This is a genomic window from Cupriavidus sp. Met-2, assembly GCF_049843575.1.
GTDB lineage: Bacteria > Pseudomonadota > Gammaproteobacteria > Burkholderiales > Burkholderiaceae > Cupriavidus > Cupriavidus metallidurans.
On sequence record NZ_JBBHZL010000022.1, the window covers coordinates 1 to 22372 of the forward strand.

The following is a 22372-nucleotide window of genomic DNA, read 5'->3' on the forward strand; positions in this document are numbered from 1 at the left end:
ATGCAGGAAAAGCCGATCGAACAACGCGCCGAGGCCGGCGCCAAGCCTGGCGGCACGGTTGGCCGTGAGGTGACGGTGGTCGCCCAGGTCGTCGCGGTCAACAAGGACGCAAAGACTGTCTCGGTCAAGGGACCGAAGGGCCATGTCGTCGACCTGATTGTCGAGGACCCGGACCAGTTGAAGAACATCAAGAAGGGGGACCGCGTGCAGGCTGTCTACACCGAGGCTGTCGCGGTTTCGGTAACCCCAGGTGCAGGCAAGTAACCACCGAATGCCGGGCACCCGAACGGAACTGTCGTCATGAAGCACATTGCAGCATTGCGTTGTCTGGGGGCGGCCGTGCTGATTGCCAGCGCGCTGCCCGCCCACGCGTACTTTGACAACTATCTGAGCAGCACAATCGTTGGCACGCTCGCCAAGCAGCAGATGGCGACCTTGCGCGGCGTCTTCAACAAGACGCTGTCGGAGTCCGAGGATGGTGCCACCGTGCCGTTCAGTCTCCCTGCCGAGGGGCGGTCCAAGGCCACGGAGGGCACATTCACGCCCGTGACCACGCGCACCGAGAACGCCAAGCGCTGCCGCAAGATCCGCAGCGAACTGCGCCAGAATGGCAGGTCGGAACGCTGGGAAGGGTGGTACTGCCAGGAGGCGGATGGCAACTGGAAAAAGACGCTACTGAAAGATTGAAGGATTGAAGATCCGATGCCGCAAACTTCAGGGGCCGCAATAACGCGGCCCCTGAAGATGCAGTTTGCGCCCGGAACTCAGAATTTCTCCGGGATGTACCGATAGGGGTAGTCGGGCTCCTTGTAGGAGCCGCGCTTCTGCCGGTCCGGGAGCGTAACCTTCTTGCGCGGGATTGGCTCGTAGGGAACCGAAGCAAGCAGATGGCTGATGATGTTGAGCCGGGCGCGTCGCTTGCAATCCGATCGTACGACATTCCACGGCGCGAAGTCGGTATCCGAGGCCTCGAACATCGCGTCCCGCGCACGCGAGTAGTCATACCAGCGGCTGTATGACTTCAGGTCCATGTCCGTCAACTTCCACGTCTTGCGGCCATCCAGAATGCGCTGCTCAAGGCGGCGTGTCTGTTCTTCGGGGCTGACTTCGAGCCAGTACTTGATGAGCTGGATGTTCGAGCCGACGATGGCGCGTTCCACCAGCGGCACGGCGCGCAGGAACAACTCCACCTGTTCCTCGTCGCAGAATTTCATCACGCGTTCGACACCGGCGCGGTTGTACCAGCTACGGTCGAAGATCACGATTTCGCCGGCTGCGGGAAGATGCGGGATGTACCGTTGCACGTACATCTGGCTCTTTTCGCGATCAGTGGGAGCGGGCAGGGCGATCACCCGAAAGACGCGGGGGCTGACCCGCTCGGTGATGGCCTTGATGACGCCGCCCTTGCCGGCGCCGTCACGCCCTTCGAAGATGACGCATACCTTGGCACCAGTAGCCTTGACCCAGTCCTGCAGGTGCACTAGTTCGACGTGCAGCGAGCGCAGCGCCTTCTCGTACGTCTTCGAGTCAAGGTCTTGCTGCATTGCAGAATCCTCGTCAGTACGGCGCGAGTCCTTTACCATAAGTGTTTCTCCCGGCGCTTGCAGCAGGCCCCATTGCCTCAAGTATCAATCTCGGATACGGGCATGACCTTGGCAAGGGACTTTGGTCCAATGCTTGGCTCAAGCATGGCTTGGCCCAAGGACCAATTGCTTTGCGCACGGGCTTGGCTGACTCTTTCATTGGGAGCGTACTCAACCATGTTCAAGACTGGATACTGGCTGATCATTATCGGTTTCTGGGCGGCTCTCGCAGGGGTATTCCTGTGCGACCCGGTGGGCGGGCTGCCAGAGAATGTCAACCTGTTCAGTTTCGCCCTGCGTGGTCTCGAGATTCACTTGTTCAAGCTGTCAGAAGCGCCGCAGCACTACCTCATCACGGTTCTCGCGAGGGACTGGTTGATCGGCTGCTTCGTGACCATGTTCGTCGGCGCTGTCCTGCTTGCCCTTGGCTGGAGGCGCAGGCGCCAGAGCCGGCTCGTGTGAGAGGTGGCGCGGCAAAGGCGCGCGCCAGAGGTTCACAAGGAGGCCGCCGATGCTGCAAACACGTCTTTCGATCCCTACGATCTCTCGTACGCTGATCGACGTATATATCCGCTTCGGCCTGATCTTGTTGCTGGCGATATCTTGCTTCGAGATCTTCAAGCCGTTCATCAGCCTGATGGCGTGGTCAGTGATCCTGGCGATCACGCTTTATCCGCTGCAGACGTACCTGCGGGGCAAGATCTTTGATGGAGAGGGCCGCACGGCCACCCTGATCGTCTTCCTGGTCATCTGCATCATTCTCGTGCCCTCGTGCCTGCTCGGCATTGCATTGATCGACTCGGTCGAACACGCATTGGAGATCGCGCGCAGCGGCAACATCCGGATTCCGCCACCGTCCGAATCGGTAGCGGCCTGGCCGTTTGTGGGCAAGCAACTCTACGGCTTCTGGCACCTGGCCTCCACCGACTTCGCCTCGCTGGCTGAAAAGCTGGCGCCACAGATCAAGGTGGTGGCGCTGGCCTTGCTCGGCACAGCGCGTGGCGTGGGCGTCGGGCTGCTGATCTTCGTGGCGGCGCTCATGATCGCGGGCATCTTCATGGCCTACGGCGAACTCGGCACGCGCAGCGCGATTCAGATTGCCTCCCGCATCTCCGGGCCAGAGCGCGGCCCCCGCCTTACCGTGCTGTGCACGGCCACCGTGCGCGCGGTCGCGCAGGGTGTGGTGGGCATTGCATTCATCCAGATGCTGCTGATCGGTGTCGCCTTCGTTATGAAGGGTGTGCCGGGGGCAGGGCTGCTGGCGCTGGCGGTGCTGCTGCTCGGCATCATGCAGTTGCCGGCCACGCTGATCACCATTCCCGTGATCATCTTCGTGATCGCGACCGAGGGCGTCAGCGGCATGAACATCGTCTTCGCCGTCTACGTGTTCATCGCCGGCCTGGCGGATAACGTGCTCAAGCCGATGCTGCTGGGCCGTGGTGTGGATGTGCCGATGCCGGTGGTGTTGATCGGCGCGCTTGGCGGCATGGTCAGCGGAGGCGTAATCGGGCTCTTCGTCGGCCCCGTGGTGCTCGCGGTTGGATACCAATTGTTCTGGCAGTGGGTGGAAGACACCCAGCAGCAAGCCATCGAAGGCGGCGAGGCCGTGGCGAGTGGTGAGGCCGTGGAGGGTGGCCAGGCGTCGGGACGTACCGAAAGCGGTCCGGCTGCCGGATAGCGATGTTGCCCCAGGGCCGCGTGTTCCGTTGCTGGATGCTGGCCGCGACGATGCTCGCCGGCTGCGCGCGCGTTGGCCCGGATTTCCAGCCGCAGCACGAGACGTGGAGCGGCCAATGGACCAGCGAGGCGATCGGGCAGGCCAGCGAGGCGGGTGACCAACCGGATATGCGCCAATGGTGGCAGGTCTTCAACGACCCGGTGCTCGAACACCTGATCACCGAGGCCGATGCCAATGACGCCGGGGTTCGGATTGCCGGCCTGCGGGTCATGGAAGCCCGGGCGCAACTTGGCATGGCGCTGGCTGGCCGGTATCCCCAGATGCAGCAGGCGGGCGCGGATGCCATGTACGTTCACAGCCGCCAATCCGGGCCAACTGCGCAAACCGCTCGCGTCTGGGAGTACAGCGCGGGTGTCGATGTCGGCTGGGAACTCGACTTCTGGGGGAAATTCGCCCGGGCGATCGAGTCCGCCGATGCCGCGTACTTCGCGGCCCAGGCGAATCACGAGAACGTACTGGTACTGCTTCACGCACAACTCGCGCAGACCTATTACGCATTGCGCACCGCGGAAGCCCGCGTGCGGATAGCGCGGGAGAACGCCCGACTGCAGAAGCGCAGCTATGAGATCACCGAGCGATTGTTCAAGGCCGGCGAAAGCGACGAACTGGACCTGCAACAAGCCAAGACGCAGTACTTCGGCACATTGAGCAGCATTCCCGAACTGGAGCGGCAGATTGCGCTCTCGCGCAACGCCGTGGCGATCCTGCTGGGGAGGCCACCCGGCCCGATTCCCGAGTTGGGCGAGGCATCGGGCAAGGAGGGCGTGTTGCCCCGGATCGATAGGGCGATTCTGCAAGACGTGCCCGCCAACCTGTTGCTGCGCCGACCGGACATCCGGGCCGCCGAGTTCCAGATCGCGGCGCAGTCGGCCCAGATCGGCGTGGCGAAGGCGGACCTGTATCCATCGGTGACGCTCGTCGGCAGCATCGGCTGGTCCGCGACTTCGCTGCCCGGGACGCAGAACGGCCTGCTGCTGGTGGGCGGCCCCAGCCTTCGCTGGAACATCTTCGACTATGGCCGGATCCACAACAACGTGCGCGTGCAGGATGCCCGGCTCCAGCAACTGATCCTCACCTACCAGAACGACGTGCGCGTGGCGGCGCGCGAGGCCGACGATGCGGCCAGCGGCCTGCTCAAGGCACTCGAACGCGAAGAAATCCTGCGTGAGGCCGCGTATTCTGCGGAACGCTCGCTGACGCTGGCCAACACCCTGTTCAAGGAGGGGTACTCCGACTTCCAGCGCGTGCTCGATGCCCAGCGGGCGTTGTTCGCCCAGCAGGATGCCTATCTGGTCAATCGCAGCAACGCCGTTGGCTACCTGATCGACCTTTACAAGGCCCTTGGCGGTGGCTGGTACAGCGAGCAGCCGTTGGTCGACCCAGCCACCCGCGACCAGATGCGGCAGCGTACCGATTGGGGAGACCTGCTGGACGAGCCGCCGCGCACGCCGCCGACATCCAATAACACCACGGCCAAAGCCACCGGGAGCCAACGCCAATGAGTGACGCCAGTGATGCGAATGCGCCAGCCACGCCGCCTGCCTCGCCAGGCCCGGCGGCATCCGGAGACGCGTCGGGAAAAGGGGTGCGGTGGGTCGTCATCGCGATCGTGCTCAGTCTGGTCTGGTATCTGCTGGCCGACCGCTTCACGCCTTATACCCAGCAGGCGCGTGTGCAGGCGTTCGTGATTCCAGTGGCTTCAGAAGTGTCTGGCCGCGTCACCCAGGTGCCGGTTCACAACAACCAGAATGTGGAGGTCGGCACCGTGCTGTTCGAGGTCGACCCACAGCAGTACCGGATCGCGCTGGACCGCGCCCGCGCCGATTTCGAATCCACGCGCCGGCAGATCGGCGCTAACACGGCGGGCATCGATTCCGCGCGCGAATCGCTGCGAGCGGCGCAGGCCAACGAGCTCAAGGCGCGACAGGACAGCGAGCGGCTTGAGCGTCTGTATCGGGAAGACCCCGGCACGGTTTCCGTGCGGCGGCTGGAGGTGGCGCGCGCCACGCACACGCAGGCCGTCAGCCAGGTCGGCGCGGCCCGCGCCGAGGTCGAACGGGCCAAGGAGCAGCAGGGCGGCAGCGAAGAGAACAACGCCAAGCTGCGCAGCGCCGCTGCGGCGGTTGAAAAGGCGGAGCTCGATCTGTCCAATGCCAAGATCCGGGCGCGTACCGGCGGGCTGGTCACCGACCTGCAAACGGAAGTCGGCCGTTTTGCCGGCGCCGGCAGCCCGGTCATGACGCTGATCGCGATCCAGGATATCTGGATTACCGCCGACCTCACCGAAAACAACCTGGGCCACGTAGAGCCGGGCACGCCCGTGGCCATCGTACTCGACGCGCTGCCGGGCAAGGTGCTCGAAGGCAAGGTGCGCAGCATTGGCTACGGCGTGAGCACCGGCCAGAGCCCGCCACCAGGCAGCCTGCCGACGGTGCAGAACAGCCGCGACTGGCTGCGGCCCGCGCAACGCTTTCCGGTGATCGTCGATATCGATCCGGGGCAACTCTCTTCGCTGCGCGGCGTGCGCGTGGGCGGCCAGGCCGAAGTGATGGCGTTCCCGACCTCAGGCAACCCGCTCAATCCGTTGGGCCGGCTGTACATCCGCTTGATGAGCTGGCTGTCCTATGTCTACTGACGCAGGCGCATCGGCCGCCGCCACTGCCGCAACCGCGGCGCGGTCCCGGCGCGCGTTGCGCCTGGCTGTCGGCACCGCGCTCTGTCTGGCGACCAGCTTCGGTTTCCAATGGGCGATTCCGATGGTTGCGCCCGTGCTGGCCGTGTTCCTGTTCGCCACGGTAGGGCGCCCGCTGCCCGCCAAGGCGGGGCTGGCGCTGGCGCTGCTTGTCATTGCGACCACTGGAACCGGACTGCTGCTGATCCCGTTCCTGCGGCACGCGCCGCTGAGTGGGGTGCTGATGACCGCGCTCGGCCTGTTCCTGGCCTTCCGTTACGGCCTGCGCGGCGGCAACGGGCTCGTGTCGACGTTCCTTGTGGCAGGCATTGCGCTGATCTCGGTGGCCGGCACCGCCGACATGGGACTCGCTCTCAGCGTGATTGGCGCGCTGGCCCGGGGGCTGCTGCTCGGCGTGGTGATGTTGGCGGTCTGCCATTGGCTGATTCCGGAGCCTGGCACGGCCACGCCCGCGGCCAAACCACCCGCGCCGGTTGCCAGCGACGCGGACTGGATGGCGTGGCGCGCGACGCTGGTCGTCATGCCGGCCTTCCTGCTGGCCATGGCCGATCCGGCCGGCTACCTGCCCATCGTCATGAAGGCCGTCAGCCTGGGCCGGCAAAGCTGCACGACGGCGCGTAGCGCCGCGACCGAACTGCTCGGGTCCACGCTGCTTGGCGGGCTACTTGCGATCTTGTTCTGGTTCGCGCTTGGCCTGTCCGTCAATCTGTGGATGTTCTTTCTCTGGACGATCCTGTTCGCGCTGGTGGTTGCCCGCCGGCTCTTCGCGATCCGACCGACACGCGCCACCCCGGGATTCTGGCTCAACAGCCTGGTGACGATGATCATCCTGCTTGGACAGTCGGTGGAAGACAGCGCGGCAGGCAAGGATGTCTACCATGCGTTCGCCGTCCGCATGGGACTGTTCATCGGCGTGTCGCTCTATGGCGTATTCATGCTGCGATGGCTCGACCATCGGCGGCAGCGAACCGTGTCCACGGCATCGACAACGATCTAAGAAACTGAGGAGGCCCATGCGCGTACACCTGCTGGTCGCCGCACCCGTGATGCTGTTGTGCCTGATCCTGCAAGGCGTGGTGGTGGCGATCTGCCTGCGCCGCTATGCGCGCTATCGCAAACGCTGGGAAGGGCGCGAGGCGCTATGGATGGAGATCGCGCTGCTGATGGCGGTGATGCTGCTGACGCTGGTCTGCAACATCGTGCAGATCGCGATCTGGGCCGTGCTGTTCCTGATGCTGGGCGAGTTCCAGAGCTTCGTGCCAGCGCTGTATCACTCCAGCGTCAACTTCGCCACGCTCGGCTATGGCGATATCGTCATGTCCGAGCGCTGGCGCATGCTGGGGCCAATCGAGGCAGCCAACGGCATCCTGATGTTCGGCATGTCGACGTCACTGATGACGGCTGCCGTGCTCGATGTCATCAAGAGCAACATGGCCAGGCTGATGGATCAGGCGAAGCCCTGAGCCCTTACGTGCAGTTCGCGCGATAGGTATCTTCCAGCGCATCTCGCGACTTGTCCCGTTCGATCTTGGGCACCGCGCGACCCTGTGCATTCTGCGTGGCCATGCCTGGAGAGGTGTAGCTGTTGGGCCCATGCGCGCCAGCGGCGAACTGGTTCTTGAGCTCCTCGCACTTCGCCCGGCGGGCTTCCTCGGGGCTGACGCTGCTCGCCGAAGGCGGACGATAGGGGTTCGCTCCCTCCTGTACGGCATCGGAGATGGCCGCCGCGGCATTGCCCTGGGCGGGCGATGTGGACTGAGCCAGCGCAACGGCAGGCAGGCCAAGGGTGAGGGCAACGGTCAGCAGCACTGCATTAGGCATTTCCATGGTAGCTCCGATGTGGCGACGCACGCTCAGACTAGGCGAATTCGATGGTGCCGTGCAAGTCACCGGTTGACACTGTGGCGCCGGCGCCATGCCAGGGGGGCTTCCCCGAACTGGGTGGAAAACCATCGCGTGAAGGAACTGGCTGAACCATAGCCGAGCAATTCCGAAACGCGTAGCAGGGAGTAGTCCGGGTTGCCGACGTACCGCTGCGCCAGATCGCGGCGCACCTCGCTCAGGATGTCGGTGAACGATTCGCCGGCTTCGTCGAGTTGCCGTTGCATGGTCCGCAAGCTCAGGCCCAGCCCCTGGGCCACGGCCTCGCAGCTGGCGCGACCCATTGGCAGCATCAGGTACACCGCATTGCGCACTTCACGCCCGATCGACGCCTCGTTCACACGGGGCAGGGTATCCACCAGTCGCTGCGCATGGCGAGCCATGGCCGGGTCGCCGGTCGGATTTGGCGCGTCGAGGTCTGCCGCCAGGCAGACAATGCCGCTGAACTCGCTGCCGAACTCCAGTGGGCATCCGAACAACCGGCGGTGCACCTGCAGGTCGGGCGGCGCGGCATGGGTAAAGTTGACGCTGAGTGGATGCCAATGCGCACCGAGCAGGGCGCGGCACAAGCGAAACACCACGCCCAGGGCCAGTTCGGTGGCTTGTCGGGAAGGCGCGCCGAGCACCACCTCCTGCCGGATCATGACCACCTTGCCGGCCGACTCCACCATGATTGCCACGGACTCATTGACCAGGTGACGGTAACGAATGATCGTGTCGAGCGCGTCACGCAGCGTGGGCTGCTGGCTGATCAGCAGGCTCATCAGGCCGAAATCCGATAACTGCCGGGACTCCGCCATGCGCAGCCCGAAGGTGAGGCAGGACGATGCATCCGCCGCGGCCTCCAGCAATACCGCGCACGCGTCCACCGGAACCCGTTGCTCGGGATCGGTCAGCAGCGCGCGTGTCAATCCGGCCTGCCGGAGCAAGGGCTGTGGGTTCAGGCCTTCCGCCGCCGCTACCTCGAAGAAATTGGTCAGTGCCGCAGCGCGCACCAGTGTTCTCAAGCTTGTCTCCCATCTTGTTTTTCGCGCGTCACGTGCCCGGGGTGCCCTGGACCATGCCGCGTCGTACTCGGCGTGGATGATAGGCCGTGTTGGCATGAAATGCAAAGCCGGATGCAGCGATTGCAAAGCGGCAGTCAGCCGGGGCATCTAGATTGGCTGACATGGCGGCACACTTCGTGCGGCAACACACAACAGGAGACGATGCGATGGCAAAAGTCGTGCGCATGTATGAGACCGGCGGACCCGAGGTCCTTCGCTACGAAGACATGGAAGTGGGTGATCCGGGCCCGGGACAGGTGCGCATTCGCCACGTGGCGGTTGGCCTGAACTACGCGGATACATACTTCCGCAATGGTACCTATCCGGTACCGCTTCCCGCGGGCATGGGCGTGGAAGCCTCCGGTGTGGTGCAGGCCATCGGCCCGGACGTGACCAACGTCGCTGTCGGCGATCGCGTGACGTACACCGGCTTCCTGAACACGCTGGGCGCCTACAGCACCGAGCGTCTGGTGCCGGCCGCGCCGCTGATCCGCCTGCCGGAGAACATCGGCTTCGAGACCGCCGCCGCAATGACGATGCGCGGCCTGACCTCCGCCTACCTGATGCGCCGCATCTACGCGTTCAAGCGCGGCGATACGATTCTGCTGCACGCTGCGGCAGGCGGCGTAGGTCTGATCGTGTCCCAGTGGGCCAAGCTGCAGGGCCTGAACGTGATCGGCACCGTGTCGTCCGAGGCCAAGGCCGAGGTGGCACGCGCGCATGGTTGCGATCACATCATCAACTACAGCCACGAGGACGTGGCCAAGCGCGTGCGCGAACTGACCGATGGCGTGGGCGCCACGGTGGTGTTCGATAGCGTCGGCAAGAACACGTTCATGGCGTCGCTCGATTCGCTCAAGCGCCGTGGGCTGCTGGTCTGCGTGGGCACCGCGTCGGGCCCGATCCCACCGTTCGATCCCGTACTGCTGGCCATGAAGGGCTCGGTCTACGTGACGCGTCCGGCATTGGCCGACTACATCGCGGACCCGGGCGAAAAGGCGGAACTGGCCGGCGAACTGTTCGACCACGTGGGTGCCGGCCGCATCCGTATCGAGATCAACCAGCGCTACGCACTGGAAGACGCCGTGCAGGCTCACCGCGACCTGGAATCGCGCAAGACCACCGGTTCGTCGATTTTCGTCGTCTGAGGAGACTGCCATGCAAGTCAAACCACTGACCTGTGCCATCGGTGCCGAACTGGTTGGCGTCAACCTGGCTGACGCGATCAAGAGCGACGATCTGTTCGCCGAAATCCGCGCGCAGCTACTGAAACACCGCGTGGTGTTCCTGCGCGACCAGACCTTCAGCCGCGCCGAGCATGTTGCGTTCGCGCGCCGCTTCGGCGAACTCGAGGATCACCCAGTGGCGGGCAGCGATCCGGAGCATCCGGGCCTGGTCCGCATCTACAAGTCGCCGGACCAGCCGAACGACCGCTACGAGAACGCGTGGCACTCCGACACCACCTGGCGCGAGGCCCCGCAGTTCGGCGCAGTGCTGCGGTGCGTGGAATGCCCGCCCGTGGGCGGCGACACGATGTGGGCGAACATGGCCCTCGCATACGAGAACCTGCCCGACCATATCAAGTCCCAGATCGCCGACCTGCGCGCGCGCCACAGCATCGAAGCCAGCTTCGGTGCCGTGATGCCGATCGAGAAGCGGCTGGCGCTCAAGGAGCGCTATCCCGATGCCGAGCACCCCGTGGTCCGCACCCATCCGGACACCGGCGAGAAGATCCTCTACGTGAACGCCTTCACCACGCACTTCACGAACTACCACACCCCAGCGCGCGTGCGCTTTGGTCAGGATGGCAACCCGGGCGCGACGGACCTGCTGCGCTATCTGATCTCGCAGGCCTATATCCCTGAGTACCAGGTGCGCTGGCGCTGGCAGCCCAATAGCGTGGCGATCTGGGACAACACCGCCACACAGCATTACGCCGTGATGGACTATCCGCCTTGCTATCGCAAGATGGAGCGCGCGGGCATTATCGGCAGCGTGCCGTTCTGAGCAGTACCGGAGTCAATATGGAGAACCTGATCGTTTCCGCGCGTTCGGCCTACGCATACCCGCTGCTGATCAAGCAGCTCCTGATCAACGCCATGAGCCTGTATGGCGACCAGGAGATCAGCTACCGCGGCGAGCTGCGCTACACCTATCGCGAATTCCGCGAGCGCGTGGGAAAGCTGGCCAATTCGCTTTCGGCCCTCGGCGTGCAGCACGGCTCCACGGTGGCCGTGATGGACTGGGACAGCCACCGCTACCTGGAGTGCTATTTCGGCGTGCCGATGATGGGCGCTACGCTCTTCACGGTCAACGTTCGCCTGTCGCCGCAGCAGATCCTGTACACGCTGAATGACGCGGGTGCGGATGTCGTGCTGGTGCATCCGGACTTCGTGCCCGTGATCGACCAGATCCGGGACAAGCTCACGTGCAAGCCACGCTTCGTGCTGATGGCAGACGGACAGACCGTGCCCGACACGGCTATCCCGTTCGCCGGCGAGTACGAGGCACTGGTCGGCGCCGCCTCGCCGGAATTTGAGTTTCCGGAGTTTGACGAGCGCACGAAGGCCGCCACGTTCTATACGACAGGCACCACGGGCGACCCCAAGGGCGTGTGCTACAGCCATCGCGACATCGTGCTGCATACGCTGACCGCGACGGCCAGCCTGTGCTCGCCGCGCGAAGGCCAGCGCATGCATCGCGAGGACGTGTATATGCCGATCACGCCGATGTTCCATGTGATGGCGTGGGGCATCCCGTATGTTGCGATCACGCTGGGCCTGCGCACGGTCCTGCCGGGCCGCTACGCGCCCGAAATGCTGCTGAAGCTGCGCGCCCAGGAAAAGGTGTCGTTCTCGCACTGCGTGCCGACAATCCTGCAGATGCTGCTGCACGCCGCAGAGGCAGGCGGACAGGACCTGAGCGGCTGGAAGATCATCATCGGCGGTTCGGCGCTGCCACCGTCCTTGTGCGAGGCCGCGCTGGAGCGGGGCATCGACATCTTTGCCGGCTACGGCATGTCCGAAACCGGGCCGATCGTGGCGCTGGCGCAGTTGCCGCCGGGATACCAGCCGGCCAGCCGCGAGGAAGAAGTCCGCCTGCGCTGCTCGACGGGCCGGCCGGTGCCGCTGGCAGACTTCCGCGTCGTGGGGACGGACATGCGGGAACTGCCGCGCGACGGCCAAAGCCAGGGCGAGATCGTGCTGCGCGCGCCATACCTGACCCGCAGTTACTTCCGCAAGCCGAGTGCGTCGGAAGAACTCTGGGCCGACGGGTACCTGCACACGCAGGACGTCGCGGTCGTGCACGAGAACGGCTTCGTGCAGATCGTGGATCGCCTCAAGGACGTCATCAAGACCGGTGGCGAGTGGGTCTCGTCGATCGAGATCGAGAACCTGGTCACGCGCGTGCCAGGCGTGCGGGAGTGCGCCGTGATTGGCGTGCCCGACGCGCGCTGGGGCGAGCGGCCGATGGCCTTCGTGGTGCGGCAACCGGATTCGGAAGTGGGCGCCGAGGACATTCGCGCGGAGCTGATGAACCATGTCTCGGCCCAGCGCCTGAGCAAGTTCGCGGTACCTGAAGCCGATCGGATCGCCTTTGTGGCCGAGATTCCGAAGACCAGCGTTGGCAAAATTGACAAGAAGCTGCTACGGGGGAACAAAGCAGCCTGAGGGTAGGGCATGGAGTTAGGGAGCGCCCCGCACTGCGGGGCGTTTTTTTATTTGGCGACATGCAACCCGTGCATGTAGACGATGAAATCGGTGGATATGCGACCGGTATTCTCCAATTCCTGATGGTCGGCGCCGTGGCGGCATTGTCATACTGTGCGGACAACCTCGCAGACTGGACATGACAGATCCGGCAGACAAATCAGGAGACACCTTCATGCAACGACGTCGCTTATTCCGTGTCGTGCTGGCCACCACCGGCCTGGCACTGACGGCTTCCCTTGGCACGCCGGCGCTGGCCGCCGACGAGTTCCCAACCCGGCCGATCCGGCTCATCGTGCCTTACGGCGCGGGCGGCGTCACCGATCAGGTGACACGCGCGCTTGCCGACGCGGCCGGCCGTGAGCTGGGCCAGTCGATCGTGGTGGAGAACAAGCCCGGGGTCAGTGGCACGCTCGGCGCCACGCAATTGGCCACCACTGAACCGGACGGCTACACGCTCAGCATGGCGCCCGTGGTGATCTTTCGCCTGCCGCATGTGCAGAAGATGCGCTATGACCCGCTCAAGGACCTGACGTACATCTCCATGATCGCGGACTACAACTTCGCGGTAGCCGTGAAGAAGGACGCGAAGTGGCAGACCATGCAGGAGCTGATCGCCGAAGCCAAGGCCAACAAGAAAGGCATCAGCTATGGCACCACCGGCATCTATGGCAGCCAGCACCTGACCATTTCCGAACTGGCGCGGGTGTCGCAATCGAACTGGACCCACGTCCCGTACAAGGGCGACGCCGAGGCGATCACCGCGCTGCTGAGCGGTTCGTCCGATGTGGCGGTGCTATCGAACACGCTGCTGCCCTACGTGCAGGGTGGGCAGATGCGCGTGCTGGCGACGCTGTCGGAGAAGCGCGCCGCGGACTTCCCCAATGCGCCGACGCTGAAAGAGATCGGCTATCCGGTGTGGTCGAACTCGCCGTTCGGCATCGTCGGCCCGGCAAACATGAAGCCCGCGGTCGTGAAGCGGCTGGACGAGGCCTTCCGCAATGCGCTGAAGGACCCGAAGTTCCTGAACGTAACCCGCCAGTACGGCATGGTCAGCAACTACATGAATCCCGAGCAGTACACCGCCTATGCGCAGAAGGCATTCAGGAGCGAGGGCGAGATCATCGCGCGACTGGCCGAGGCGATGAAGAACCAGTAAGCGGGGTCATTGGCGGCTTCGGGGCTTAATCCGCGCCGAATGTCGCCTGCAATAACGCGCCGATCTCGTGACGTCGCGACACGGGCATCCGTGACGCGGCGGACACGACGCTGACTGCCAGGTCGCCCTCCAGCGCCAGTGGCAACAGGTAGCCCACGCCGGCCACCCCGCCGGCACCGGCCAGCACATAACCGAGTTTGCGGCTGCGGTCCACGCCGCGCAACAGTGCCAGCAGGCTCAATCCACCTTGCTCGTACTCCGCCCGATGCCGGTTGTAGTGCTTCCGGATTTCGTCGTTATCCAGCCTTGCCATCAGCGCCATGCTCGCCGTGCCCTGACCCAGCAGCCGCGACGTGCCAGTCAACAGATCAAAGGTCTTGATGCGATGCGCGCCTTCCTCGGTGTGCAGGCAATGTCCGTGGTCGCCTAGACGCCCAATCAGGAACACCGCGTCGCCAGTCAAACGCGCCACCGCCTTCATCCGCGTGACGATACGGCTATCGGGAGGCGGTCGGTTCATTGCCCGCAGGCCCAACGCCATGGCCGCGCTGCCCAGGTGATAGCGCTTGCCGGCCGGTTCGCGCTCAGCGTATCCCGCCGTCTCAAGGAAACGGATCATGCGATGCGCGGTAGTGCGATCGATATTCGCCAGCGTGGCAAGCTCAGGCAGGGTCAATCCCGGGTCGTGGTGTGTGCCCAGCAGGTGCAGCAGCGCAAAGGCGCGTGCCAGGCTTTGCACACCGGGTTGGGGCAGGGGGGCATCCGCTTTGGCGCTCGAGGGCATAAGGAGACCGGCAGGGCGAGAGTGGGTTGCAGGGTTAATACCTAAGTTGTGCACATTATGCACAAGGACGCCCGTTGTGGTTGTCCGGCGGTGAAGGGTGGATTGCAATGGATTCACTTCATATAACCCGTCAAGCCAACACGCGCTATCGGACGCCAGCCGGTCTCCCACCATGATTCCCATCGATACCCGGATTGACCCCACCTCGGATACCTTTGCCACGCAGCGTGCTGGCATGCAGGCGCTGACAGACCGGCTGCGCGCGCTGGAACAGCGAGCCGTCGACGCCTCGTCGCGTGCTCGCTCAAGCTTTCAGAAACGCGGGGCGCTGCTGCCGCGCGAGCGAGTTGCCTGTCTGCTCGACCCCGGCGCGCCATTCCTGCCGCTGGCCACGCTTGCGGGATATGGGCTGGACGATCCGAATCCCGATACGTCGATTCCCGGCGGCTCGCTGGTGGCTGGAATCGGCTTTGTGTGCGGCGTGCGCTGCATGGTGCTGGCCACGGATTCAGGCATCGACGCCGGCGCCATGACCGAGGCCGGCAACCTGAAGCTGATGCGCTGTCAGGACATCGCGCTGGAGAACCGGTTGCCGCTGGTCCATCTCGTGGAGTCGGCCGGCGCGAACCTGCGCAAGTACAGGGTCGACAAATTCGTGCGAGGCGGCACGATCTTCTACAACCTGGCGCGGCTCTCGGCAGCGGGGCTACCGGTCATTACGGTGGTCCACGGCTCGTCCACGGCCGGCGGGGCGTACATGCCGGGCCTGTCCGATTACGTCGTGATGGTCCGCAAGCGCGCCCGCGCCTTCCTGGCCGGCCCGCCACTGCTCAAAGCCGCCACCGGCGAGATTGCCACCGACGAAGAACTGGGTGGCGCGGATCTACACGCCACCGTCAGCGGTCTGGCCGAGTATCTGGCCGAGGACGACGAACACGCCATTGCCACGGCACGCGACATCGTCGCCAGCCTCGACTGGCCTCGCGTGGATCAGACGCCGCCACGGCCTGCGCGGACGCCGACGCTCCCTGCGGCCGAGCTCGAAGGTGTCATGACCCTGGATCACAAGCGTCCGGTCGATATGCGCGAGGTTATCGCCAGGCTGGTAGATGACTCCGCCTGGCTGCCGTTCAAGCCCGACTATGGGCCAGGCACGGTCTGCGGTCATGCCCGCATCGAAGGCCATGCCGTCGGCTTTATCGCCAACAATGGCCCGATCGATCCGGCTGGCGCGACCAAGGCCGCGCAGTTTATTCAGGCCTGCAACCAGTCCGGCACACCGATCGTGTTTCTGCAGAACACCACGGGCTTCATCGTCGGCAAGGCATCGGAGGAGGCCGGCATGATCAAGCACGGCTCGAAGATGATTCAGGCGTTGTCCAACTCCACCGTTCCACACGTCACGCTGTACTGCGGCGCGAGCTTCGGCGCCGGCAACTTCGGCATGTGCGGCCGTGGCTTCCATCCGCGCTTTTGCTTCTCGTGGCCCAACGCGCGCACGGCCGTCATGGGCGGAGAGCAGGCCGCGATGACACTCGAAATCGTGGCCCGCCAGCAGGCCGCGCGCAAGGGCGTGCCCGTGGACGAGGCGGCGCTGGCCGCGCAGACCGCCGAGATCGTCGCCAACTTCGAGCGTCAGGGCAGCGCGTTCGTCACCAGCGGGTTGCTGCTGGACGATGGTGTGATCGACCCACGCGACACGCGCGCGGTGCTGGCCTTTGTGCTGGCCACCGCGCGAGAAGCCGCCGCCCGCACACCCCGCGCGATGCAGTTCGGCGTTGCGCGTTTCTGACGCTTCCGACGCTTCCAACGCTTTCGCGCCTCATCAGATCTGAACAAACAGGGTACCCCGGAGACACAGATGCTTTATACCCAGGACCACCGCAGCATCATGGACAGTATTCGCCGGTTCGTCGCGGCCGAAATCGACCCGTTCGTCGACGAATGGGAAGCAGCGGAGACGTTTCCCGCCCACGCGCTATTCCGGAAGATGGGCGAGCTTGGATTCCTTGGCATCACCAAGCCCGTGGAATACGGTGGGCTGGGTCTGGATTTCTCGTACGCCGTCGCCGCCGCCGAAGCCCTGGGCCATGCGCGCGCACAAGGTGTTGGGATGGGTATCGGCGTGCAAACCGACATGGCCACGCCTGCATTGGCGGCATTCGGCACTGACGCGCTCAAGCGTGAATTCCTGGCACCTGCCATCGCCGGCGAGATGGTGGTCTCCATCGGCGTGTCGGAAGTCGGAGCGGGCTCCGACGTCGCGTCGCTGAAGACACGCGCACGTCGCGACGGCGACGATTACGTGATCAGCGGCTCCAAGATGTGGATCACCAACGGCACGCAGGCCGACTGGATCTGCCTGCTTTGCAACACGTCAGACGGGCCGGTCCACAAGAACAAGTCGCTGATCATCGTGCCGTTGAGGGAAAACGGCCGACTCGTGCGTGGCGTGGAAGTGCAGAAGATCCGCAAGATGGGCATGTGGTGCTCGGACACCGCCCAGATCTTCTTCGATGACGTACGCGTGCCGGCGCGCAACCGTATTGGCGATGAGGGCATGGGATTCATCTATCAGATGAAACAGTTCCAGGAGGAGCGCCTGAACGGCGCGGCCCGTCGGCTGGCGTGCAGCGCGCTGATCGAGGAGACCGCCGACTACCTCCGCCAGCGCGTGGCGTTCGGCAAGCCACTGCTCGACAACCAGTACATCCAGTTCAAGCTCGCCGAACTGAAGACCGAACTCGAATCGCTGCGCGCGCTGGTTCACGTGGCGACGCGAGCCTATATCCAGGGCGAGGATGTGGTGGAACTGGCGTCGATGGCCAAGCTGAAAGCGGGACGCCTGTCGCGCGAAATTGCCGACTGGTGCATCCAGTTCCAGGGCGGCATGGGTTACACGTGGGACAACCACGCCAATCGCGCCTATCGGGATTTCCGGCTTGGATCGATCGGTGGTGGCGCCGACGAGGTGATGCTGCAAGTTATCGCCAAGCAGATGGGGCTGATGTCCCGCCACGACCGCTGAGAAGAGCCATGACCAACCCAGTCATCGTACGTTGCGTGGAGGGCGTGTTGTTCGCCACGCTCAACATCCCGGCCACGCGCAATGCGCTCGCTCCGGAAGTGGTCGCCGTGCTGACGGACATCGTGGCGCAGGCTGAAGCCGACGTCGGCATCCGCGCGCTGGTGCTGCGCGGTGCGGGTGGAACCTTCAGCGCGGGAGGCAACGTCGGCAATTTCCAGGCGCGGCTTGACGCCGATGTTGGCCACGAAGACCCGGTTGCCGCGCGCAACCGCCAGTTCGGTCATTTCATGACACGGCTGGCGGCACTCCCGATACCCGTGATCGCGGCCGTGGACGGGCCGGCGATGGGCGGCGGCATGGGCATGGCATGTGCCGCAGACGTTGTGCTCGCAACGCGCGCGGCGCGGTTCGCCTTGTCGGAAACCTCGCTGGGCATCATTCCCGCGCAGATCGCACCGTTCGTCGTCGGCCGTCTCGGCGCCGCGCTGACACGGCGCCTGGGCCTGACCGGCGAGCGTCTGGACGGCGTGGCGGCAGAGGCAGTCGGGCTCGTGGACCAGTTGGCCGATGACGCCGCCGGACTGGACGAACTGATTGCCGAGTGGCTGACCCGCATTGGCCGCTGCGGGCCACACGCCAACCGACAGTTCAAGGCATTGGTCGCCAGATGTGGCCAGACGCCGGTGGACAGCCTGCTTGATGACGCATCGCATCAGTTTGCCCAGTGCATGCGCACCGAAGGCACAGAAGGCATCGCGGCCTTCCGCGAAAAGCGCGAAGCGCGCTGGGTCACGCGATTTGATGCCGGCATCGTATGCGCCGCGCAATCGACAGACGCCTGAACGCGAGGAACTTTCCAGAGAGCATTCCATGTCAGCTTCCTGCCGACCCTTCCATACCGTGCTCGTGGCCAACCGGGGCGAGATCGCCATCCGCATCATGCGGACGGCCCGCCGACTTGGGCTTGGCACCGTTGCCGTCTACTCCGAGGCCGACCGCCACAGCCAGCATGTGGCCAGCGCGGATCGGGCCGTGTGCATCGGTGCTGCCGCGCCGCGTGAGTCTTACCTCAACATTGCAGCCATCATCGCTGCCGCGCGAAACGCTGGTGCCGATGCCGTCCATCCGGGCTATGGCTTCCTGGCCGAGAACGCCGAGTTCGCCGACGCCGTGACCGAAGCCCGACTGGTCTTCGTCGGTCCGCCGGCCAGCGCCATCCGTGCCATGGGCAACAAGGCCGAGGCCAAGCGCCTGATGCTGGCCGCGGACATGCCGTGCGTGCCCGGCTATCAGGGCGAGGCGCAGGACGACAAGACCTTGCTGGCAGAAGCCGGGCGCATCGGCTTTCCGCTCATGGTCAAAGCTGCAGCAGGTGGCGGCGGACGAGGCATGCGACTGGCGCCCGATGCCGCTGCGTTACCCGCGGCGCTCGCCAGTGCGCGGTCGGAAGCCGCGACGGCGTTCGGCAACGATGAGCTGATCCTGGAACGCGCCGTCATCCGACCACGCCACGTCGAGATTCAGATCTTTGCCGACGCGCATGGCAATGTGATCCACCTTGGCGAGCGCGATTGCTCGGTGCAGCGCCGCCACCAGAAGGTGATCGAGGAAGCCCCATCGCCGGCGGTATCGCCCGCGCTGCGCGGCAGGATGGGCGAGGCAGCCGTGCGGGCGGCACGGGCCATTGGCTACGTGGGAGCCGGCACGATGGAGTTTCTGCTCGATGCCGACGCCAACTTCTACTTTATGGAGATGAACACCCGGTTGCAGGTGGAACACGCGGTGACCGAGGCTATCACCGGGTTCGACCTCGTGGCATGGCAACTGCAAGTTGCCGCGGGCGAAACGCTGCCAGCGACGCAGGATCAGGTGACGTTCGACGGCCACGCGATCGAAGTGCGCCTGACGGCCGAGGACGTGCCTGCAGGATTTCTTCCCCAGGGCGGTCCGGTGCTGCGCTGGCGCGCCCCGGAGTCGGGCCACGACGTGCGTGTCGACCATGCGCTGGAAACCGGGGGCACTATCCCCACGCACTATGACTCGATGATCGCCAAGCTCGTGGCCCATGGGCGCACACGCGAGGAAGCGCGTCAGAAGCTGTTGCGAGCGGTGCAGGACTGCGTGCTGCTCGGCGTGCCATCGAACCAGCCGTTCCTGGCGTCGTGCCTTGCCAGTGCGGCGTTCGCTGGCAATGACGTGCACACGGGCTTCGTCGACGCGCATATGCAGGCGTCGTTGCAACCCACCGAACCATCCAGTCATGTGGTTGCCATTGCCGCACTGGCGGCATCTGGTCAGTTGTCGCGGAGCGAGCCCGTCGCGCTATCGCGAATGACAACGTCGGTGAGACTGCACGCGGAAGGAAGACCGTGGGACTCGGCAGTGCAGGCGACAGAAGAAGGCTGGCGCGTTACCGTCAGCGCGCGCGGAGAGACGGGCGCGCAGCCAGTCCACGTGCGGATGCTCCGCGACCATGCGGCTGACGGGGCGGCATGGATCGAGTGCGACGGTATGGCTCGGCCTGTTCTCCATGCTGACGACGATCTGGCAATACATCTGTTTGCCGACGGCCGGGCCTGGCGCTTCACCCGACACGACCCGCGTCGTCGAAATACGGAAGGGGAGTCATCGGGCGCGCTCACCGCGCCGCTGACCGCCCGGATCGTGGCCGTCAACGTGGCGGAAGGTGATCGTGTGGAGGCGGGCCAGTCGCTGGTTGTGCTGGAAGCGATGAAAATGGAACACACGCTCGTCGCCCCGTTCGCCGGCGTCGTCTCGGAATTGTCGGCACGCGCTGGCGGACAGGCCAGCGCCGGCACTCTGCTGGTGCGCGTGGTTGCTGAGGAAGCAGCGGAGGGCAAGGCATGAAACGCGCCTCCGCCACCGGCCGCCCGGGTATGGAAACCAGCCGGAGCCTGCCCCGCACGGTCCGCATCGGTGGCGCAAGCGGTTTCTGGGGCGACTCGGCCACCGCCACGCCCCAGTTGCTGACGGCGCCCGGACTTCAGTACCTGGTGTATGACTATCTGGCCGAAACCACGATGTCGATCCTGGCGCGTGCCCGCGCCAAGGATCCGTCCCTGGGTTACGCCACCGACTTCGTTCACGCCGCGATCGCGCCCCATCTGGCCGCCATCCTGGAGCGGGGCGTGCGCGTCATCGCCAATGCAGGTGGGCTGAATCCGCAGGGCTGTCGCGACGCGTTGCTCAAGGTTGCCGCGCAACAGGGTCTGTCGCCGAAGATTGCCGTGGTCACTGGGGACGATGTGGGAGCCGCATTCCCGGGCTGGTGCGATGCGGGAATGACACAACTGGACGGTAGCGCCGTGCCAACCACCGAGCCATGGTCCGCGAACGTGTACACCGGGGCGCAGGGCATCGCGAGAGCGCTCGAAATGGGGGCCGACATCGTGATCGCCGGCCGTTGCGTGGATAGCGCGGTGGTGGTGGGCGCACTGGCGCATGAGTTCGATTGGGGCTGGGACGACTGGGACAGGCTCGCGGCTGGCACGCTCGCCGGGCACGTTATCGAGTGCGGAGCGCAGGCCACGGGGGGGCTGTTCACTGACTGGGAACGCGTGTCCGACTGGGACCGCATTGGCTACCCTGTCATCGATTGCGCGGAGGATGGTAGCTTCGTGCTGTCGAAGCCCGACGACACCGGCGGCCTGATCGATCCGCTGGCCGTATCCGAACAGATCCTGTACGAAGTCGGTGATCCAGCCAACTACCTGATGCCGGACGTGACCTGCGATTTCCGCCAGGTGCATGTCGAGGTCATCGACGAAGAGCATGTTCGCGTGCATGGCGCACGGGGGCGTCCGCCGGGCACGCACTACAAGGCCAATGCCACCTGGCAGGATGGCTACCAGATCAGCCCGATGATGGCGATTCGCGGCATCGACGCGCCGGCCAAGGCCCGACGTACCGCCGAAGCGCTGCTTGCACGCACGCGCCGCATGATGGCCGAGCAGGGGTTCGGCGACTACAGCGCGACCATCGTCGAACTGCTTGGCTGCGAATCGCACTACGGCCCCCATGCGCGCGAGTTACCCACGCGCGAAGTGGTATTGCGCATCGGCGCCCGGCACCCTCGGGCAAAGGCGTTGGCCATCCTGCAGCGCGAATGCGCTTCCGCCGGCACGTCGATGGCTGCCGGCACGCGTTCGTCGTTCTCGGGACGCGTAGATATTCAGCCGGTGGTCAAGGTCTTCTCGTTTCTTGTGCCGAAGGATGCGGTGCCAATGACGGTCGAACTCGACAACCGCCGCGTGGCCCTGAGCATCGCCGCCGAAATGGGCGCACCACAGGCTGCGCCTGTGGCGCTAACCACCGCCCCAATCCCTGACGGCCCACGCGTGACATGCCCGCTGGTGGCGCTGGCGTGCGCGCGCAGTGGTGACAAGGGCGATGACGAGAACATCGGCGTGATTGCGCGCAAGCCCGAGTATCTGGCGTTGTTGCGCCAGCAACTGACGCCGAAGGCCGTCGGTCAGTACTTCTCGCATCTTGTGGCGGGTGAGGTGGAGTGTTTTGAGGTACCCGGGCTGAATGCGCTGAATTTCCTGATGCACGACGCGCTTGCCGGTGGTGGCGTGGCGAGCCTGCGATCCGACCCATTGGGCAAGAGCTTCGCGCAGATGCTGCTCGATTTTCCGCTGTCGGTGCCCATTGCCTGGGCAGAGGAAGTCGGACGACGTGGAATGAACGAGGCGACTGGCGCCGGTATGTGACAACAGCGACAAGACCAG

General features: G+C 64.9%; 20 protein-coding genes and 1 pseudogene. 17 read left to right on the top strand and 4 right to left on the bottom strand.

Features of this window, described 5'->3' with window-relative positions; all coding sequences use genetic code 11:
- A pseudogene (locus WD006_RS28070) lies at window positions 1-264 on the top strand (hypothetical protein); the annotation flags it as partial.
- A 36-nt stretch (window positions 265-300) separates the two neighbouring features.
- Window positions 301-687 (top strand): hypothetical protein, encoded by a 387-nt coding sequence (locus tag WD006_RS28075; RefSeq protein ID WP_029307925.1) that lies wholly within the window; start codon window positions 301-303, stop codon window positions 685-687.
- Between the two features lie 77 nt (window positions 688-764).
- Here the strand turns inward: WD006_RS28075 and ppk2 are convergent, their stop codons facing one another.
- Entirely contained in the window at window positions 765-1583 is an 819-nt protein-coding gene (gene ppk2, locus WD006_RS28080; protein ID WP_011516440.1) for a polyphosphate kinase 2, read from the bottom strand.
- Window positions 1584-1760: 177 nt separating this feature from the next.
- Here ppk2 and WD006_RS28085 point away from each other — a divergent pair, with 177 nt between their 5' ends.
- Genes WD006_RS28085 through WD006_RS28110 form a run of 6 tightly spaced genes read left to right on the top strand, consistent with a single transcriptional unit; the run spans window position 1761 to window position 7476 of the window.
- Window positions 1761-2045 carry a hypothetical protein gene (locus tag WD006_RS28085; protein ID WP_224446076.1) on the top strand — a complete coding sequence of 95 codons (285 nt, stop codon included), beginning with the start codon at window positions 1761-1763 and terminating at the stop codon, window positions 2043-2045.
- A gap of 49 nt (window positions 2046-2094) precedes the next feature.
- Complete coding sequence (locus tag WD006_RS28090) at window positions 2095-3261, top strand: AI-2E family transporter (RefSeq protein ID WP_011516442.1); 1167 nt, start codon at window positions 2095-2097, stop codon at window positions 3259-3261.
- A gap of 2 nt (window positions 3262-3263) precedes the next feature.
- Entirely contained in the window at window positions 3264-4823 is a 1560-nt protein-coding gene (locus WD006_RS28095) for an efflux transporter outer membrane subunit (protein ID WP_011516443.1), read from the top strand.
- Window positions 4820-5956: an HlyD family secretion protein gene (locus tag WD006_RS28100; protein WP_011516444.1), complete on the top strand. Its 1137-nt coding sequence runs from the start codon at window positions 4820-4822 to the stop codon at window positions 5954-5956. The genes WD006_RS28095 and WD006_RS28100 overlap by 4 nt, the downstream gene beginning before the upstream one ends.
- Window positions 5946-7010 (top strand): DUF2955 domain-containing protein, encoded by a 1065-nt coding sequence (locus tag WD006_RS28105; RefSeq protein ID WP_011516445.1) that lies wholly within the window; start codon window positions 5946-5948, stop codon window positions 7008-7010. Before WD006_RS28100 ends, WD006_RS28105 begins: the two co-directional genes overlap by 11 nt.
- A gap of 16 nt (window positions 7011-7026) precedes the next feature.
- Complete coding sequence (locus WD006_RS28110; protein WP_011516446.1) at window positions 7027-7476, top strand: potassium channel family protein; 450 nt, start codon at window positions 7027-7029, stop codon at window positions 7474-7476.
- 4 nt (window positions 7477-7480) lie between these two features.
- On the opposite strand, the gene WD006_RS28115 is transcribed toward WD006_RS28110, so the two are convergent.
- Window positions 7481-7840, bottom strand: a complete 360-nt coding sequence (locus WD006_RS28115) for a hypothetical protein (RefSeq protein WP_029307922.1) — start codon at window positions 7838-7840, stop codon at window positions 7481-7483.
- A 59-nt stretch (window positions 7841-7899) separates the two neighbouring features.
- Window positions 7900-8901 carry an AraC family transcriptional regulator gene (locus WD006_RS28120; RefSeq protein WP_029307921.1) on the bottom strand — a complete coding sequence of 334 codons (1002 nt, stop codon included), beginning with the start codon at window positions 8899-8901 and terminating at the stop codon, window positions 7900-7902.
- A 206-nt stretch (window positions 8902-9107) separates the two neighbouring features.
- On the opposite strand from WD006_RS28120, the gene WD006_RS28125 reads away from it, so the two are divergent.
- The 4 genes from WD006_RS28125 to WD006_RS28140 all read left to right on the top strand — a co-directional run bounded on the left by WD006_RS28125 (window position 9108) and on the right by WD006_RS28140 (window position 13809).
- Window positions 9108-10088, top strand: coding sequence for a quinone oxidoreductase family protein (locus WD006_RS28125; protein ID WP_011516449.1), 981 nt, complete (start codon window positions 9108-9110; stop codon window positions 10086-10088).
- 10 nt (window positions 10089-10098) lie between these two features.
- The gene (locus WD006_RS28130; protein WP_011516450.1) at window positions 10099-10947 is read left to right on the top strand and encodes a TauD/TfdA dioxygenase family protein; all 849 of its coding nucleotides are present in this window, start codon (window positions 10099-10101) and stop codon (window positions 10945-10947) included.
- Between the two features lie 17 nt (window positions 10948-10964).
- Window positions 10965-12611: a fatty acid--CoA ligase gene (locus tag WD006_RS28135; protein ID WP_029307920.1), complete on the top strand. Its 1647-nt coding sequence runs from the start codon at window positions 10965-10967 to the stop codon at window positions 12609-12611.
- Window positions 12612-12825: 214 nt separating this feature from the next.
- Complete coding sequence (locus tag WD006_RS28140) at window positions 12826-13809, top strand: tripartite tricarboxylate transporter substrate binding protein (protein ID WP_029307919.1); 984 nt, start codon at window positions 12826-12828, stop codon at window positions 13807-13809.
- 25 nt (window positions 13810-13834) lie between these two features.
- Here the strand turns inward: WD006_RS28140 and WD006_RS28145 are convergent, their stop codons facing one another.
- Window positions 13835-14593, bottom strand: a complete 759-nt coding sequence (locus WD006_RS28145) for an IclR family transcriptional regulator (RefSeq protein ID WP_029307918.1) — start codon at window positions 14591-14593, stop codon at window positions 13835-13837.
- Window positions 14594-14765: 172 nt separating this feature from the next.
- Between WD006_RS28145 and WD006_RS28150 the strand changes: the two genes are divergently transcribed.
- The 5 genes from WD006_RS28150 to WD006_RS28170 all read left to right on the top strand — a co-directional run bounded on the left by WD006_RS28150 (window position 14766) and on the right by WD006_RS28170 (window position 22354).
- On the top strand, window positions 14766-16385 hold the full coding sequence (locus WD006_RS28150) for an acyl-CoA carboxylase subunit beta (protein WP_029307917.1): 1620 nt from the start codon (window positions 14766-14768) through the stop codon (window positions 16383-16385).
- A 69-nt stretch (window positions 16386-16454) separates the two neighbouring features.
- The gene (locus WD006_RS28155) at window positions 16455-17621 is read left to right on the top strand and encodes an acyl-CoA dehydrogenase family protein (RefSeq protein ID WP_011516456.1); all 1167 of its coding nucleotides are present in this window, start codon (window positions 16455-16457) and stop codon (window positions 17619-17621) included.
- 8 nt (window positions 17622-17629) lie between these two features.
- Window positions 17630-18463 carry an enoyl-CoA hydratase/isomerase family protein gene (locus WD006_RS28160; RefSeq protein WP_029307916.1) on the top strand — a complete coding sequence of 278 codons (834 nt, stop codon included), beginning with the start codon at window positions 17630-17632 and terminating at the stop codon, window positions 18461-18463.
- A 28-nt stretch (window positions 18464-18491) separates the two neighbouring features.
- Complete coding sequence (locus WD006_RS28165) at window positions 18492-20489, top strand: acetyl/propionyl/methylcrotonyl-CoA carboxylase subunit alpha (RefSeq protein ID WP_375199124.1); 1998 nt, start codon at window positions 18492-18494, stop codon at window positions 20487-20489.
- The gene (locus WD006_RS28170; RefSeq protein WP_029307914.1) at window positions 20486-22354 is read left to right on the top strand and encodes an acyclic terpene utilization AtuA family protein; all 1869 of its coding nucleotides are present in this window, start codon (window positions 20486-20488) and stop codon (window positions 22352-22354) included. The genes WD006_RS28165 and WD006_RS28170 overlap by 4 nt, the downstream gene beginning before the upstream one ends.
- The last annotated feature ends 18 nt before the right edge of the window (window positions 22355-22372 follow it).